The sequence below is a fragment of the Pseudomonas sp. HMSC063H08 genome (assembly GCF_001813645.1).
Classification (GTDB): Bacteria; Pseudomonadota; Gammaproteobacteria; order Pseudomonadales; family Pseudomonadaceae; genus Pseudomonas; species Pseudomonas aeruginosa.
In genome coordinates this window covers 1-14,980 of the sequence record NZ_KV813460.1, presented here as the reverse complement: position 1 = coordinate 14,980, position 14,980 = coordinate 1, and the positions used below count along the sequence as shown (strand labels likewise).

Below are 14,980 nucleotides of genomic sequence, written 5' to 3'. Positions count from 1 at the left end.
CATTTCCTTACTCGCAAAACCCATCGGAGGGAAAGGTCGGACCTGTCGCCATGGCGCCGTCCGCGCAGTCTCCGAGCCCATGGCGACAAGGTTCCCAGCTTACCGGAGAGACGGCGAGCGCCAAGGCGCAAGCCTGAACAAGCTAGCCGACTTGGCGAGGAACGCACAAATTTCATCGGCTGGCGTACAGGTATGGGACATCGGTACCAATAGCGAAGTCGCGCAATCCGTCAGTTTTTTTTGAATTTTTGCCATTGGAAAAAGTCTGTTCAGCGCAGCGTTTTTCCAAGTCCCATCCGGCCCGCAAGGAGAACCCATGGCTGAACCCCAGGACAAGTACACCCGGCGCACAGGTAGGACCTGGGCGGACGACCAGGCGACCTACAACCGTCTGCGCGAAGAAGCCGACGCCGCTCGCCAGAAGCTGCGCGAAAGCGGCTACAGCGGCGCCGAGTACGACCAGTTGCGTCAAGCCGCCTTCGATCTCAACCGCAAGGCCAACCAGTACTGGGAGCAGATGCTCAGCGACCTGCGCCAGGAAGACTGATCAGCGCCACGCCGGGAGACTGCCGCTCTCGGCCCGCACACCCCCTCCACTCTTTGCGTGCTCCTGGCGTCGGCTCATTCGGGCGCATCCGGGTATTGCACCTCGTCCAGCAGGCGAAACCCCACGCTGTCGGCGTCCAGCGCGCCGAGCAGCTCGATCTGTCGATCGATGTCCTGGTTGATATTGGCCAATTGGCCGATGAAGGCATTGGCCGCCTGGCGGGTGCCAGGGTCGGAGCTGCGCGACAGCTCGAAGCCGAGCTGGGTCAGGGCGGCAGCCAAGTGAGCGAGATTGCGCACACTCAACGAGTGCAACTGGCGGGAAACGGCCTGTTCATCCTGAACGGTGGGAGGGACATCCATGAGTCAGATCCTTCGACTGGCACAATGTGACATTCGTCACAGAGATTAACCGAAGCCCCGCAGAACATCCATGCCAGCTATTTCCCTTCGTCGGCTCTGGCCCGGCCCCTGCGTCGTCCTCAAGTTGTCAGATCCGCTGTCGATACTCTGCGAGCCGGAACACGCGCCATGCCCGCCTCGCCGGGCCACAGGGACGTCCTCGGCTGCCTCGTCGCAGCCTGCGTGCCGGTCCAACCTGGCAATCCATCGAGGCGTTCCATGCTGCAACAATCCCTACGTGCGCAAATCCTTGTCCTGCTCGGCGGCAGCCTGGCGGCGCTGCTACTCATAGCCCTGGCCTGCTTCGGCTCGCTGACCGGCGACGTACGCGCCTACCGCGAGCTGCTCGGCGGCCCCGTGCGGGCGGCGCAACTGATCGACGAGGCCAACCTGCAATTCCGCGGCCAGGTCCAGGAATGGAAGAATGTCCTGCTGCGCGGACGCCAGGCAGAGGCCCAGACGAAATACTGGAGCCAGTTCGAAGCCCAGGAACGAGCGGTGCAGGACATCCTCGGGCGCCTGGGCAGCGTGGCCGAAGGCGAGTTGAAGGATCGTGTCGAGCGCCTGCGCGAAGAGCACCGGCGACTCGGTACGGCTTACCGACAAGGCAGGCAACGGTTCCTCGAGGCGGGCGCCGACCCCATCGCCGGCGACCAGGCGGTGACCGGCATCGACCGCGCCACCACCGCGCAGATGCAGGCCTTGCGTGACGAACTGCACCAGGCCAGTGATCTCCGTTCCGCCGCCATCAGCGCGGAGGCCCGGCGCACCATGCTGCTCGGCAGCCTGGTGCTGATCGGCGCCAGCCTGGCCGTCGCCCTGCTCAGCCTGTGGCTGGTCAATCGCAACCTGGTCCGTCCGGTGCAACGCCTGATCGAGCACATCGCCCAGCTCAGCCATGGCGACTTCGGCGAGCGCATCGAGATCCGGCGCAAGGACGAACTCGGCAAGCTGGCCCTGGCCGCCAACACGCTGCGCGACTTCCTGGTGGACATCTTCGAGCGGCTGCGGCGCAGTACCCGCGACCTGGACAGCGCCAGCGGCTCGCTGAACGCGATCGCCAGCCTGATGGCGGCCGGTACCCGCGAGCAGTTCAGCCGCACCGACCAGGTCGCCACGGCGATGCAGGAAATGTCCGCCACCGCCCAGGAAGTGGCGCGCTACGCCGGCGACGCGGCCAAGGCCGCCGACGAGGCGGACGATTCCGCCCAGCGCGGCGAAGACGTGATGGAAGAAACGATTCGCAGCATCGGCGAGATGCGCAAGGAGATCGACCATACGGTGGAGGTCATCCGCCAACTGGAAAGCGATAGCGGCAGGATCGGCAAGGTCCTCGACGTGATCCGCGGCATCGCCGAGCAGACCAACCTGCTCGCCCTCAACGCGGCCATCGAAGCCGCCCGCGCCGGCGATGCCGGCCGTGGCTTCGCGGTGGTAGCCGACGAGGTCCGCACCCTGGCACAGCGCACCGCCGAGTCCATCGCCGAGATCCACCAGATCATCGATACCGTGCAGAACGGCGCGGTGAATGCCGCACGCGCCATCGAAAGCGGGCAGTCGCGCAGCGAGGCCGGTGCCGAGCAGGTTGCCAACGCCGGTGCCATGCTGCGCCAGATCACCGCCTCGGTCGAATCGATCCGCGACATGAACCGCCAGATCGCTACCGCCGCCGAGGAACAGACCGCCGTGGCCGAGGACATTTCCCGCAACCTCACGGAAATCGCCTCGATCGCCTCCAGCAACCAGGAACAGGTGGAGCAGACCGAAGCCGCCAGCCGCGATCTCCACAGCCTCTCCGCGCAACTGGGCGATGCCCTGCAACGCCTGCGGGCCTGACCTGGGGTAAGGAAACGACTTCCATGAGGTAAGGCGGACAACCGCAACGCGATTATCCGCCGCTCCAACGGGGGGGCATGGCGGATAGCGTTGTGGCGCTATCCGCCATGCACAGCCAGGGTTCGATCAGTCGAGGACGTTGTCCAGCACCTCGTAGATCAGCCCGGTCGCCACCGCCACCAGCAGCAGGTCGGTGCCGGCCTGCATCCACTCGTAGCCGTCGTAGTGCGGCAGCCGGCCTAGCAGGCGGCCGTCGAGTTTCTTGGCGATGCCGGGCGGCAGCGGCTTGCCGCGCGCCAGGTTCTTCTGGATGCCGGGCGGCAGGGCCGGCCCCGGATTCCAGTAGCCGCGGTTGTCGCCGAGGATCACCCGTACCCCGCCGACGTCGATACGCGGTCCCGAGTCCCAGTTGCCGCCGCCGTTGCCCTTCTGGCCGGCGCCGCCGCCCTTGTTGCCGGGGCCGCCCTGGTTGCCTTTGTTGCCCTTGTCAGCCTTTCCGCCGTCCATCTGGTTGCCATGCGGATTGCCCTTGCCATTGCCCGGGTCGGCCAGGACGGCAGGCGTACCGCCGATCAGGGACAGGCTCACGACCAGCGCGAGCACAGAACGAGTGTTGAACATGATGATCTTCTCTCCATGCGAGGACGATCCCTCGATAGCTTAGAACCGTTTCGCCTGTTTGATTCAGCGCCACCGATTGCGCCCCCAGGGAATGTCCGGAGTAGAGCTTGGTCGGGCCTATCGAATCGGCTATGCTGCCGCTCCCTGCAAGCGACCACCTGCACTCCCCGATGACCTGGCTGCCCACTCCGCCATAGCCATGCCTGCCCCTTCCGGCAACGGTCCGAGCGACCGCGGCCAGCGTGCGTTCGCCTGAACGCCTGTCGTCATCCCTTGTTTTTTCAATGCCATCCCACGGCCCGCACCGTCGACCGACGGCACGGGCCGCGCCTCGTCCCTGGATATCCCGATGCTACAGACGCTGAAACAGAACTGGTTCTCCAATATTCGCGGCGACCTGCTCGCCGGCCTGGTCGTCGCCCTGGCGCTGATCCCCGAGGCCATCGCCTTCTCCATCATCGCCGGGGTCGACCCGAAGATCGGCCTGTACGCCTCCTTCAGCATGGCGGTGGTGATCGCCTTCGCCGGCGGCCGTCCGGGAATGATCTCCGCCGCTACCGGCGCCATGGCGCTGCTGATGGTCAACCTGGTGAAGGACCACGGCCTGCAATACCTGCTGGCGGCGACCCTGCTCTGCGGCGTGCTGCAGATACTCGCCGGCTACCTGCGCCTGGCTTCGCTGATGCGCTTCGTCTCGCGCTCGGTGGTGACCGGTTTCGTCAATGCCCTGGCGATCCTCATCTTCATGGCCCAGCTACCCGAACTCACCGATGTCGGCTGGCCGGTCTACGCGATGACCGCCGCGGGCCTGGCGATCGTCTACGGCTTCCCGCAGCTGCCACGGATCGGCCGGCTGCTGCCCTCTCCGCTGGTATGCATCCTGGTCCTCACCGGCATATCCATCTACCTGGGCCTGGACATCCGCACCGTCGGCGACATGGGTCAGTTGCCCGACAGCCTGCCGCTGTTCCTCTGGCCGGACGTGCCGCTGAACCTCGACACCCTGCTGATCGTCCTGCCCTACTCCGCCGCCCTGGCGGTGGTCGGCCTTCTGGAGTCGCTGATGACCGCCACCATCGTCGACGAGATGACCGACACCGGCAGCGACAAGAACCGCGAATGCAAGGGCCAGGGGCTGGCGAACATAGCCACCGGCCTGCTCGGCGGCATGGCTGGCTGCGCGATGATCGGCCAGTCGGTGATCAATGTTAAATCCGGCGGGCGCAGCCGGCTCTCGACCCTGGTGGCCGGCGTCGCGCTGCTGCTGATGGTGGTGTTCCTCAGCGACTGGGTCGGGCGGATTCCCATGGCGGCCCTGGTGGCGGTGATGATCATGGTGTCCATCGGCACCTTCCGCTGGGAGTCGATCCGCAACCTGAAGCGCTACCCGCTATCGACCAACCTGGTCATGCTGGTGACGGTCGGCGTGGTCCTCGCCACCCACAACCTGGCCTTCGGCGTGGTCGCCGGCGTTCTTCTGGCCTCGCTGTTCTTCGCCAACAAGATCGGGCACTACCTCGATATCGACAGCGAACGCTCCGCCGACGGCACCCGCCGCCACTACCAGGTGAGCGGGCAGGTGTTCTTCGCGTCGTCCGGCAGGTTCGTCGCTGCCTTCGACCTGAAAGAGACGCTGGAGCATGTGCTCATCGACCTGCGCCACGCCCACCTGTGGGACGTCACCGCCGTCGCGGCACTGGACAAGGTAGTCCTGGGCTTTCGCCAGCGCGGCGTGCAGGTCGACGTGCTGGGCCTGAACGCCGCCAGCGCGACCCTGGTCGATCGCTTCGGCGCCTACGACAAGCCGGGCGCCGTGGACATTCTCTCCGATCACTGAAACGCCCGTTCAGCGGCCGAGACTGGCGACGATGAATACTCGGCGGAACGGGAACAGCGTTCGTCCATCCAGTTCCCGTGGATAGTGACGGTGCAGCAGTTCCAGGTAACGGTCGAGGAAGCGCCGACGCGCCTCCTCGTCCAGTTCGCCGAGCACCGGACGCAAGGCGGAGACCTTGATCCAATCGAAGACCGGGTCGTTGCCGTCCACCACTTGCAGGTACTCGGTCTCCCAGATGTCCAGCTCCGCCGTCAGCGGTGCCAGTAGCCGGTAGTAGTTGTCCAGCGACAGCACATTGCGCCGATGCAGCCGGTAGCGCAACGCGGGGCTGCCCAGCGATGCACCGCCGGGGCCCGCACTGTCCAGCGCATCGAGCATCAGGCGATACCAGGAAGCATCGCGCCAGTTCGGCATGTGCGCCGCCAGGCAGCCTCCCGGAGCCAGTTGCCCCAGCAGGCGTGGCAGCAGCTTGCCGTGATCTTCGAGAAAGTGCAGTACCGCCGCTGCGAACAGCAGGCTGGCAGGGCGCTCGGCGCACCAGTGGCGCAGGTTGGCGCGTTCCCAACTGGCCTTGATCGGCAAGCGCGCGGCCTCCTCGAGCATCTCCACGGAGCTGTCCACGCCGTGCAGTTCGGCCAGCGGCCAGCGGCGGGCGAGCAATTCGGTGGCGATGCCGGTTCCGCAGCCAAGATCGTAGATCCGTTCCGGACAGCACAGCTCGATATGGTCCAGCAACTCAACCACCGGCCGCTGGCGCAATCGGGCGAACTGCATGTAGGCGGAAGGGTTCCAACGCGCCTCTAGATCCGCACGATCTCGGAGAAGGTCATGCACCATGGGCAACCTCCTGCTCCGCGGCGAGTTGGCACCCCAGGCTGCGCAAACTACCCAGCACGAGAGCCAGCCCGCGCCGGGTATCGGCGTCGCGCAACAACCGCAGCAGGTCTTTCAGGCTTGGCGGCTGCTCTCGGAGCAGCTCCGCCTTGGCCACGCGTACCGCGTTACCGACTGACCAACCGACACTGGTGACCTGCTCGAAGAGCTGCGCCAGCCTGTCCACCATGGCCGGGTCCAGCAGATCAACGATATCCGAAAGCAGTGACAGCAGATCCACCAGGTTGTCCAGGCGGTGGCCCTCGATCAGCGGCTGCAACTTGACGGCCAGGGCCTGGAGACTCTCGCGGGCCTGCTCGGGAAACAGGGTGGTATCGGCCTGCGCCTGCGACGCGTATGGCTGCTGATGGCTATCCATGTCGGCTCCTCCCCGTGCGGGGTCAAAGCATTCCACGGGCTACGGCCCAGTACAGGCCGCGATTGAAACCCTGGCGCAACAACCCGCCAAGCTTGGTCGGCGGGGTCGGCTTTACGTCGTGCCGATAGTCGTACCAGAGCGGCATTCCGGCGTTCAGGCCCATCTGCGCGACAGCCTGGACTCGTCCATCGTAGATCGCGCAGGGCTTACCGAGACGAATCTCGGCAGCGATGTTGCTGGCGACTACCGGCGCCTGGTTGTGACAGGCACCACCGGCCTTGCTCACCGGCAGATCGACGGTATCGCCCAGGGTATACACCCGGTCGACGCCATACACCTGCAAGGTTTCATGGTTCGTCGGCAACCAGCCTTCGTCGGCGGCGGCCTGGGACAGGCCGCACTCCCGGACCGCATCCACGGCGTGGATCGGCGGTGTCGCCATGAGCAAGTCGAACGGCTGCTCGTCGCCCTCCTCCGAATAGGCGATGCGCCGCTCCGGGTCGACCCTGGCCAGGGTAAAACCGCGCTGGAAACGGATGCCGCGTTGCTCGAACAGGCTCGGCAGGATTTCGCAGGTCGGTCGTTGCAGGAACAGACAGTTGCGCAGCAACTGGGCCGTGGTGGGATAGGTGTAGACGATCTCGACACGTTCGCGGACACCCCGGCGGCGCAAGTAGTCGTCGAGCATCAGGGTCGTCTCCACAGGCGCGATCCCGCACTGGTGGGGCACATTCGGCGTCCTCGGGAAGCTCACCGTGATGAATACCCGCCCCGACTCCAGGCTCGCCAGCCGCTCGGCCAACCGACGGGCCGGCTGGTACTGGTAGAAATGGTCGCCAGCCTCTTTCAGCCCCTCGATACGTTCCGGAGCCGGCACGCAACCCGTGGCGATCACCAGGTAGTCGTAGCCATGGCGCCTGCCGCTGCGGGTCTGCAGTTCCTGGCGGGGGAAATCGAAACGGTCGACCCGGTCGAGCTGGAACATCACTTCCGGCCGCAGCAGCGAGCGCTGCGGTCGTTTCAGATCTTCGAGGAAGAATTGCTCGAAGGCGACGTACATGAAGGCCGGCTTGTAGTAGTGATCCGGCGAGTCGGAAATCAGCAGTACCTGCACCTCGCCGCCGAGTATCTCCGGGTAGAGCCGGACGACCAGCAGGTTGGCGAGCATAGTGCCGCCCACTCCGCCCCCGACGATGACGATTCGTTGCATGACTTCTCCTTAACCCTGAGGAAGCCATGGGTATATCTAGATGAACCGGGGGATTAGGCAAGCACGGCTTCGCCACGGAAACAGGACAAATCCGGAAACCTCACCCAGTTCAAGCGCTTGCCTGCGAAGACCCGCCGCCTACCAGAACTGGCAGGGTAGAACGACGGGAATACAGCGCTGCCTCGCTGACGCCTAGCGCCTCGTTCGGGCGAGGGCCCGGAACGTATCGAACGCCAGCACCAGCACGAGCATCGGCATGAGCAACGGGACGAAGGCGGACATGGCGTCCTGGTAAGGCCGCCCCAGCCACCACAGGTAGAGGCTGGCTCCGCCGATCAGCAGGATGACGAGAAGGATGACGAACTTGCAGAGGCGCGAGGCGAAGGAGAACGTATCGGACATGTCTTTTCTCGGTGGAAGCATGTGCGACCGTTTTAGCGAGCGGTGGTGCCGGTCGATATAGGAAACGTCCGATTGGCAGGTAATCGGTTTCGCAGAGCTGGCGTCGGCGTCGAAGGCCCTACCGGCATGACCGCGATCAACCCCCATGCCCTTTCATCGCTGCAATCTGGGAAAGAGCCCGCGCTCCACGAAATAAAGGCACAATGACATCATTGATTGCCGATGCCCGACATCGCAGTAGCCCAGGAGTCCAGCATGGCAACCCCACCCTATCCCGCGAACGAGCATTCCAGGCAAGCCTACGTCGACCAACTCGGATTGCTGGAAGAAGGTGCGGACGAGGTATTCGAGGAAATCCTCGCCGCCGCTACGTCCTACTTCCAGACGCCCATCGCGCTCATTTCCATCCTCGACCACCAGCGCCAGTGGTTTCGCGCGAGCATCGGCCTCGATACCCGGCAGACGCCGCGACGGGATTCGTTCTGCGCCTACGCGATCCTGGGCAAGGGAGTCTTCGAGGTGGCCGACGCCACCCTCGACCCGCGCTTCCGGGACAATCCCTATGTGCAAGGCGAACCGCGCATCCGCTTCTACGCCGGGGCTCCGCTGGCCACCGCGGAGGGTCTCAACCTCGGCAGCCTCTGCGTCATCGACCGGGAACCACGCGGGCCGCTGTCCGAGCGCGACATCGCCATGCTCGAGCATTTCGCCCGCCTGGTGATGGCCCGTATCCATACGCTGCGCTCGACCAACTACATCGACGAGCCAACCGGCCTGTACAACCGTCTCCGCCTGCAGGAGGACGTTTCCCTGCGCCTGCAGCGCGACGGCGCCCTCACCGTGATCGCCGCCGACCTCCTGCCCCTCGCCCTGCTGAATACCATCATCCGTACGCTGGGCTATCCCTTTTCCAACGACCTCATGCTCGAGGCGCGCGACCGCATCCGCGCGGCACTGCCGGATTTCACCCTCTACAAGATCAGCCCGACGCGCTTCGGACTGCTCCTGCCACGGCAGCAACAGGAAGAAACCGAGTCGGTCTGCCTCCGCTTGCTGCGGGCCTTCGAAAGCCCCGTCGTATGTCGCGGGATCCCGATCAAGGCCATCGTGGGACTCGGCGTACTACCGCTTGCCGACGATCCCCTCGACGGCGACCAGGACTGGCTGCGCCTGGTGGTCAGCGCGGCCGACGACGCCCGCGACCGCGGTGTCGGCTGGGCCCGCTACAACCCGCCGCTGGACCAGGCCCAGCAGCGCGCCTTCACATTGCTGACCTCGCTGTCCCAGGCGATCGGAACCGAAGAAGGCTTCCATCTGGTGTATCAGCCGAAAATCGACCTGCCGACAGGCAGGTGCACGGGCGTGGAAGCGCTGCTGCGCTGGCGGCACCCGCAACTCGGCTTCGTCAGCCCCGCCGAATTCGTGCCCCTGGCGGAGAAAACCGCACTGATGCGCCCCCTCAGCGACTGGGTGCTGCGCCATGCCATGGCCCAGCTGGCGCAATGGAACGCACGGAACATCCCGCTCAGGCTGGCGATCAACGTATCGGCATCGGACATGGAAGACAGCAGCTTCCTGGAAGAGGCCGTCAGACTCGCCAAAACCTACGACATCGACCTTTCCGCCCTCGAGCTGGAATTCACCGAAAGCGTCCTCATCCGCGACGCCTCGGCGGTCGGCTCGGTGCTGCTGCGTGCCCGGGAGCTTGGCATGGGCATCGCCGTGGACGACTTCGGCACCGGCTACAGCAACTGGACCTACCTGCGCGACCTGCCAATCACCGCCATCAAGCTCGACCAATCGTTCACCCGCGACCTCGCCGGCTCGCCGAAGGCGCAGAGCGTCACCCAGGCGGTGATCGGCCTGGCCAGCCAGTTGGGTTATCGGGTGGTCGCGGAAGGCATCGAGACCCACGACACCTTCCACCTGCTGCAGGCCTGGGGCTGCCACGAGGGCCAGGGCTATCTGATCGCCCAGCCGATGCTGCCGGAGCAACTGGAGGACTGGCTGCGGCGCTAGCCGACGCAGGCACGTGGAATGGGCCGTACCAGCATGCTCGCCAGCCTCGGCGCGTCGCTCAGGGACTGGCGAGCAAGGCCCAGACCAGATAGATCGAGTAAAGGGTCAGGAGTATCAGTGCCGACAGCACCGCCCTGCTGGCATGGCGCGCAGCCACCCAGCGGGAGTTGCGCCCGCAGCGCCAGACCACGACGAGGCTGAGGCACAGGTAGGCCAGTCTCACCAGCTCGACACCGATCATTCCCCACAAGGTCAGGGCCACCGCATGTTCGCCGGGAGCTTCCTGCATCAGCGGATCGACAATGGCCACCATCGCCTGCCTGGCGGCGACACTGAGCAATAAGAAACCCGCAGCGAAGAACAGCCAGAATGCCTTCCACAGCGGCTGCCCGCCGGAAAGGAAACCTCCCGCAGTCAGCCTCTCGTCGGCCAGGTCGGCCTCTGGGGTCTTGTATGGGTGCTCCATGCCCTGGGTCCTCCCTGCAAACGGGCACCCTAGCACATCCCGATCCGCTCGCCTTCTTCAGCGGGCGGCAGACCGTCCGTTGCGCCTCGCGATGTTTCCAGCGCTCCGGGTGTGCGGCCGAACCGGGTAGCGTCTCTAGCGCGGGCAGGAGACCTGCGTGCCTTCCACCTTGCGGATGTGATCGCGATAGGAGCCGGAAACCAGGATCGATTGCGTGCCGCCCTTCTCGCTGAGAATGCCATCGCAACTGTAATCGCAGCCAGCCTCGATGCTGAGGCACACGTCCTGTCCCTCGAAACGGTACAGGTTGGCAGGCCACCCCGTGCAATCGTACAGGCCTGCGCCAGGGCATTCGACGGCCTCGAGTCTTCCGGCAACGACGATGGTCGAACCTGCCATGTCCTTGAGTTCCTCCGCGGCGCCAGCGGCAATGGAGAAGAGAGCGGGAAATACAACCAGGGAAAGTCGGCAGGGCATCGGCTTCGGTACTGTCTACTATGTGGACGGAATTCTGAATCGGGTCAGGAATCGATATTCCCGTTCAGACCGAAGCGTGTTGAAGCAGTTCCCCGCCCCCACTCGCTCGGTTTCCCACGACCGCGGCAGCCCCAGGAGTTCGAAACCCTTGTCATTGGTAGTCGCAACTGCGAAGCGCTGCCTGTCCGTTCATACCGGCCACACGGGCAACTTCACTTTATTTGTATTTAAAAAAAGAGCCCATTCGGGCCCTTTTTTTTCAGAGACAAGTTATCAGGACTGATCCTTTCCAATATTGACGCTGAACGAGCCGGAGTTGTTGCCATAGGTTCCGGGCACGTCGTTGTAGATAAGAGTGATTGCGCCCTGGACATTACTGGGTGCAACCCAACGGAACAACCCGGTATTGACCGGAATGGTTCCGCTGTTGCCAATCTTCATGACCAGCGCGCCACAAAACGCATCGTGGCAGATCAGCCCTTGGTCCGGATGCTCCCGATCGCCCTGCGGCCCCCATTTCTGGGTAGGTCCGTAACTGGCCCAACCGGCGGCGACGATGGTAATGACATCGCCCGGATTGTAGATAATCGACGTTACCTGCCCTGCTTCGTTATTAGCCAGAACCTCACCTTTCCAAGCCATGATTGATCTCCGATATATGAATTCCTGTTCATAAACGAAAGAGGCGAAAAACCCTGATTCGCGATCCTTCCCTGTCAGCAAAGCACAGCAACGAGGAAGTACCGCCTACCAATTCATGCAGGAGAAAAGAGGATAATTCCGCCAGTGAATTGAATGTATTCGGAAAGGAAATTAAAAAGCAGGAGCAGAAGATAACGACAAAAAATCAAACTTCCAAAGACAACTACTTCAAGCTGAACAAACACTCCCGCTCGCCAGCCAGGGCGAACCCTATACGGAGCCGTACTAGAATGAAACGCCTCCAAGGCCGAGGAGGGAAAGAAGGCAACGTCGACTCGTTGACTGCCGCGCGATGGCGGGCCGGAAGAAAATCGGGGAAGGAGCGCAGAAGTCGGCTGAACGCCAGGAAACACGATGGTGCCCGGAGCCGGGGTCGAACCGGCACGGGGTTACCCCCGAGGGATTTTAAGCCAGAGCATGGCTTCCGCACCGGGACACCTATGGGGTTGGATGGGGCTTGCTGTAGCAGGTTTCCCAGCTAATCAATGCCTTCCATCATATCCCGGTGCGCGATGCAATCCGCCCCGGTTCCCTTTCGCTTGGCTCCTAGCCGGCCCCTGGAATCGGGGCCTTTCAGGAGCACCCTCATGGCGAAAATCAAACTCACCAAGTCCGTCGTTGACACGGCACAGGCGCGAACCTGCGACGTGGAACTCCGAGACACGCTCGTTCCAGGCTTCTTGTGCAAGGTTACACCAACCGGGCGCAAGGTATTCATGCTTCAGTACCGCACGAACTCCGGCGTGCGGCGCAAGCCATCGCTCGGCCAGTTCGGCGAGCTGACGGTCGAACAGGCCCGGTCGCTGGCGCAAGACTGGCTGGCCGAAGTCCGGCGCGGCGGCGACCCCGGACTGGACAAGGCGGATGCCCGCAAGGCCCCAACGGTCAAGGAGCTGTGCGGTCGGTTCATGGATGACCACTCCAAGCCGCACAACAAGCCGAGCACCCAGGCCGGCTATCAGTACCAGATCGACACCTTCGTCATTCCGGCCTTCGGCACCAAGAAGGTTCACGAAGTCACGCGCAACGACATTACCGCGCTGATGAAGCGCATGGAGAAGTCGCCCACCCAGGCCAATCGGGTGCTGTCGCTCGTGCGCAAGATGTTCAATCTGGCCGAGCTGTGGGGCTACCGGCCGGACGGCTCCAACCCGTGCCGCCATGTGCCCAAGTACCCGGAGAAAGGCTCGACCCGGCTCATTACCGATGACCAGATGGTCAAGCTGTTCGCCTATCTGGACAAGGCCGAGGCCGAGAACTTGGAGCATCCCATCCTCTTGCTGGCCGTCCGACTGCAATTCGAGTTCGCCGCGCGCATGTCGGAAATCCTGCTGTTGCAGTGGGATTGGCTCGACCTGCCCAATGGCCGGGTGGTCTGGCCGGACAGCAAGACCGGCGATATGTCCAAGCCCTTGAGCGAGGAAGCCAAGCGGCGGCTGACGAGCGCCCCCCGCTATGGCGATTCGCCCTATGTCTGCCCGGCGATCATCGACCACCGCCAGCCCCTCAGCCCCCACACCTACTATCAGGGGTGGCGGCGCATCCTCAGCAATGCCGGCGTGCCGAAGGTCGGCACCCACGGCATTCGCCATCGCTCCGCGACCGACATTGCCAATTCAGGCGTCCCGGTCAAGGTCGGCATGGCGCTGACAGCGCACAAGACCGTGGCGATGTTCATGCGCTACGTCCACACCGAGGACGATCCGGTGCGCCAAGCCGCCGAACTGGTGGCGACCCGTCGGCAGACCATCACCGGGAAGCGGCAACCGCAGCCGCAGGAGGCCATGGCATGAGCGCCCGGACGCCCAAGGCCGCCAAAGACGCCGCCCTGCCTGCCGGCTACGCCGGCATCCACGGCGGCATCGTGGAACTGCTGGACGCCGCGCGCCAGGCGGCGGCGCGCAGCGTCAATGCGCTGATGACGGCCAGCTATTGGGAAATCGGCCGCCGCATCGTGGAGGCCGAGCAACAGGGCAAGCGGCGCGCGGGCTATGGCGAGCAGTTGATCGCCCGGCTGTCCGCCGACCTGACCGCGCGCTTCGGGCGCGGTTTCAGCCCGGACAATCTGGAGAACATGCGGCGGTTCTTCGCCGCCTACCCCCGGCCTATGATTTCCGAGGCACTGTCTCGGAAATCGGGCGACGAGCTGCCTGCCGAGATTTCCGAGACAGTGTCTCGGAAATTCGCCCTGGCCGAGCTGGCGCAGGTGTTCCCGCTGCCGTGGTCGGCCTACGTGCGGCTGCTGGCGGTCAAGGATGACCACGCCCGCCGGTTCTACGAGGCTGAGGCGCTGCGTGGCGGCTGGAGCGTGCGCCAGCTTGACCGGCAGATCGGCAGCCAGTTCTACGAGCGCACGGCCTTGTCCAAGGACAAGGCGGCGATGCTGGTCAAGGGCGCAGCGCCGAGGCCCGAGGATGCCGTCAGGCCCGACGACGCCATCAAAGACCCCTACGTGCTGGAGTTCCTGAACCTCAAAGACGAGTATTCCGAATCCGATTTGGAGGCCGCCTTGATCCAGCGGCTGGAGGATTTTCTGCTGGAGCTGGGCGAAGGGTTCACCTTCGTCGGGCGGCAGCGGCGCTTGCGCATCGACCAGACTTGGTATCGGGTGGATCTTCTGTTTTTCCACCGACGGCTGCGCTGCCTGGTCATCATCGACTTGAAGCTGGGCAGCCTGTCCCATGCCGACGTGGGCCAGATGCTCATGTATTGCAACTACGCCAAGGAGCATTGGGCCTATGCCGATGAAAACCCGCCTGTGGGTTTGATCCTGTGCGCCGACAAGGGCCATGCGCTGGCGCGGTATGCGCTGGAAGGCTTGCCGTCGAAGGTGATGGCGGCGAACTACCGTACCGTGCTGCCGGATGCCGAGCTGTTGCAGAAGGAATTGGAGACTACGCGGCGCTTGCTGGAATCGCGCACGCCGAAGCAGCCCAAGAAACTCCCGCAGTAACCGGGCGTCCCGGCGTTCCGCCGTCGAGTTCGCGGGCTGCGCCCCACGCCTCGTTCCGAGTCGCGGCCATTCGGCTTTGACCCCTGACGCCTTCGGCCCTTGCGGGCCTGCGCGCTCCGCTTGCCCCAAAAGCCGAGGGTGTGCAGTGGGCGGGGTGTAGGCGGTCTTGCTGTTCCCTTCACCGTATCACGGCGTTCTCGCCGTCAAGGGCGGCGCGTGCCATGCACGCTTGCGTCCTGGCGGCCGTCTGCGACCCC

Annotated in this window: 15 protein-coding genes; 6 read left to right on the top strand and 9 right to left on the bottom strand. The window is 64.3% G+C overall.

What is annotated here, in order from left to right:
• Positions 1 to 316 precede the first annotated feature (316 nt).
• Positions 317 to 547 (top strand): stress response facilitator SrfA, encoded by a 231-nt coding sequence (gene srfA / locus HMPREF2924_RS16115; RefSeq protein WP_003090022.1) that lies wholly within the window; start codon positions 317 to 319, stop codon positions 545 to 547.
• Between the two features lie 74 nt (positions 548 to 621).
• Here srfA and HMPREF2924_RS16110 read toward each other — a convergent pair whose 3' ends face one another.
• Entirely contained in the window at positions 622 to 909 is a 288-nt protein-coding gene (locus HMPREF2924_RS16110) for a type 4 pili assembly inhibitor PlzR (RefSeq protein WP_003090024.1), read from the bottom strand.
• 168 nt (positions 910 to 1,077) lie between these two features.
• Here HMPREF2924_RS16110 and ctpH point away from each other — a divergent pair, with 168 nt between their 5' ends.
• Positions 1,078 to 2,784, top strand: a complete 1,707-nt coding sequence (gene ctpH / locus HMPREF2924_RS16105; RefSeq protein ID WP_019485295.1) for a methyl-accepting chemotaxis protein CtpH — start codon at positions 1,078 to 1,080, stop codon at positions 2,782 to 2,784.
• 126 nt (positions 2,785 to 2,910) lie between these two features.
• Here the strand turns inward: ctpH and HMPREF2924_RS16100 are convergent, their stop codons facing one another.
• On the bottom strand, positions 2,911 to 3,405 hold the full coding sequence (locus HMPREF2924_RS16100; RefSeq protein WP_003131238.1) for an anti-virulence regulator CigR family protein: 495 nt from the start codon (positions 3,403 to 3,405) through the stop codon (positions 2,911 to 2,913).
• Between the two features lie 349 nt (positions 3,406 to 3,754).
• On the opposite strand from HMPREF2924_RS16100, the gene HMPREF2924_RS16095 reads away from it, so the two are divergent.
• Positions 3,755 to 5,242, top strand: a complete 1,488-nt coding sequence (locus tag HMPREF2924_RS16095; protein ID WP_003131237.1) for a SulP family inorganic anion transporter — start codon at positions 3,755 to 3,757, stop codon at positions 5,240 to 5,242.
• Between the two features lie 9 nt (positions 5,243 to 5,251).
• Here the strand turns inward: HMPREF2924_RS16095 and HMPREF2924_RS16090 are convergent, their stop codons facing one another.
• The 4 genes from HMPREF2924_RS16090 to HMPREF2924_RS16075 form a co-directional block, all read right to left on the bottom strand.
• Positions 5,252 to 6,079, bottom strand: coding sequence for a class I SAM-dependent methyltransferase (locus HMPREF2924_RS16090; RefSeq protein ID WP_003131236.1), 828 nt, complete (start codon positions 6,077 to 6,079; stop codon positions 5,252 to 5,254).
• Entirely contained in the window at positions 6,069 to 6,494 is a 426-nt protein-coding gene (locus tag HMPREF2924_RS16085) for a DUF1641 domain-containing protein (RefSeq protein WP_003131235.1), read from the bottom strand. The genes HMPREF2924_RS16090 and HMPREF2924_RS16085 overlap by 11 nt, the downstream gene beginning before the upstream one ends.
• Positions 6,495 to 6,516: 22 nt before the next feature.
• Positions 6,517 to 7,704: an NAD(P)/FAD-dependent oxidoreductase gene (locus HMPREF2924_RS16080; protein WP_003090036.1), complete on the bottom strand. Its 1,188-nt coding sequence runs from the start codon at positions 7,702 to 7,704 to the stop codon at positions 6,517 to 6,519.
• Positions 7,705 to 7,896: 192 nt separating this feature from the next.
• A complete protein-coding gene (locus tag HMPREF2924_RS16075; protein ID WP_003090037.1) occupies positions 7,897 to 8,106 on the bottom strand; it encodes a hypothetical protein in 210 nt (69 codons plus the stop codon).
• 255 nt (positions 8,107 to 8,361) lie between these two features.
• On the opposite strand from HMPREF2924_RS16075, the gene HMPREF2924_RS16070 reads away from it, so the two are divergent.
• Positions 8,362 to 10,125, top strand: coding sequence for a cyclic di-GMP phosphodiesterase (locus HMPREF2924_RS16070; protein ID WP_003131234.1), 1,764 nt, complete (start codon positions 8,362 to 8,364; stop codon positions 10,123 to 10,125).
• A gap of 58 nt (positions 10,126 to 10,183) precedes the next feature.
• On the opposite strand, the gene HMPREF2924_RS16065 is transcribed toward HMPREF2924_RS16070, so the two are convergent.
• The 3 genes from HMPREF2924_RS16065 to lecA all read right to left on the bottom strand — a co-directional run bounded on the left by HMPREF2924_RS16065 (position 10,184) and on the right by lecA (position 11,710).
• A complete protein-coding gene (locus tag HMPREF2924_RS16065) occupies positions 10,184 to 10,591 on the bottom strand; it encodes a hypothetical protein (protein ID WP_003108811.1) in 408 nt (135 codons plus the stop codon).
• A gap of 135 nt (positions 10,592 to 10,726) precedes the next feature.
• Positions 10,727 to 11,068 (bottom strand): hypothetical protein, encoded by a 342-nt coding sequence (locus HMPREF2924_RS16060; protein ID WP_003120049.1) that lies wholly within the window; start codon positions 11,066 to 11,068, stop codon positions 10,727 to 10,729.
• Between the two features lie 273 nt (positions 11,069 to 11,341).
• Positions 11,342 to 11,710 (bottom strand): PA-I galactophilic lectin, encoded by a 369-nt coding sequence (gene lecA / locus HMPREF2924_RS16055; protein ID WP_003090046.1) that lies wholly within the window; start codon positions 11,708 to 11,710, stop codon positions 11,342 to 11,344.
• Between the two features lie 647 nt (positions 11,711 to 12,357).
• Here lecA and HMPREF2924_RS16050 point away from each other — a divergent pair.
• Both HMPREF2924_RS16050 and HMPREF2924_RS16045 read left to right on the top strand, forming a co-directional pair.
• A complete protein-coding gene (locus HMPREF2924_RS16050) occupies positions 12,358 to 13,563 on the top strand; it encodes a tyrosine-type recombinase/integrase (protein WP_003139038.1) in 1,206 nt (401 codons plus the stop codon).
• A complete protein-coding gene (locus HMPREF2924_RS16045; RefSeq protein ID WP_003139037.1) occupies positions 13,560 to 14,723 on the top strand; it encodes a PDDEXK nuclease domain-containing protein in 1,164 nt (387 codons plus the stop codon). Before HMPREF2924_RS16050 ends, HMPREF2924_RS16045 begins: the two co-directional genes overlap by 4 nt.
• The last annotated feature ends 257 nt before the right edge of the window (positions 14,724 to 14,980 follow it).

Coding starts and splice junctions, on each gene's coding strand:
- HMPREF2924_RS16090 (WP_003131236.1), bottom strand. CDS start 6,079: ATGGTGCATGACCTTCTCCGAGATCGTGCGGATCTAGAGGCGCGTTGG.
- HMPREF2924_RS16110 (WP_003090024.1), bottom strand. CDS start 909: ATGGATGTCCCTCCCACCGTTCAGGATGAACAGGCCGTTTCCCGCCAG.
- HMPREF2924_RS16075 (WP_003090037.1), bottom strand. CDS start 8,106: ATGTCCGATACGTTCTCCTTCGCCTCGCGCCTCTGCAAGTTCGTCATC.
- srfA (WP_003090022.1), top strand. CDS start 317: ATGGCTGAACCCCAGGACAAGTACACCCGGCGCACAGGTAGGACCTGG.
- HMPREF2924_RS16085 (WP_003131235.1), bottom strand. CDS start 6,494: ATGGATAGCCATCAGCAGCCATACGCGTCGCAGGCGCAGGCCGATACC.
- HMPREF2924_RS16095 (WP_003131237.1), top strand. CDS start 3,755: ATGCTACAGACGCTGAAACAGAACTGGTTCTCCAATATTCGCGGCGAC.
- HMPREF2924_RS16060 (WP_003120049.1), bottom strand. CDS start 11,068: ATGCCCTGCCGACTTTCCCTGGTTGTATTTCCCGCTCTCTTCTCCATT.
- HMPREF2924_RS16065 (WP_003108811.1), bottom strand. CDS start 10,591: ATGGAGCACCCATACAAGACCCCAGAGGCCGACCTGGCCGACGAGAGG.
- HMPREF2924_RS16070 (WP_003131234.1), top strand. CDS start 8,362: ATGGCAACCCCACCCTATCCCGCGAACGAGCATTCCAGGCAAGCCTAC.
- lecA (WP_003090046.1), bottom strand. CDS start 11,710: ATGGCTTGGAAAGGTGAGGTTCTGGCTAATAACGAAGCAGGGCAGGTA.
- HMPREF2924_RS16080 (WP_003090036.1), bottom strand. CDS start 7,704: ATGCAACGAATCGTCATCGTCGGGGGCGGAGTGGGCGGCACTATGCTC.
- HMPREF2924_RS16050 (WP_003139038.1), top strand. CDS start 12,358: ATGGCGAAAATCAAACTCACCAAGTCCGTCGTTGACACGGCACAGGCG.
- HMPREF2924_RS16100 (WP_003131238.1), bottom strand. CDS start 3,405: ATGTTCAACACTCGTTCTGTGCTCGCGCTGGTCGTGAGCCTGTCCCTG.
- HMPREF2924_RS16045 (WP_003139037.1), top strand. CDS start 13,560: ATGAGCGCCCGGACGCCCAAGGCCGCCAAAGACGCCGCCCTGCCTGCC.
- ctpH (WP_019485295.1), top strand. CDS start 1,078: ATGCCCGCCTCGCCGGGCCACAGGGACGTCCTCGGCTGCCTCGTCGCA.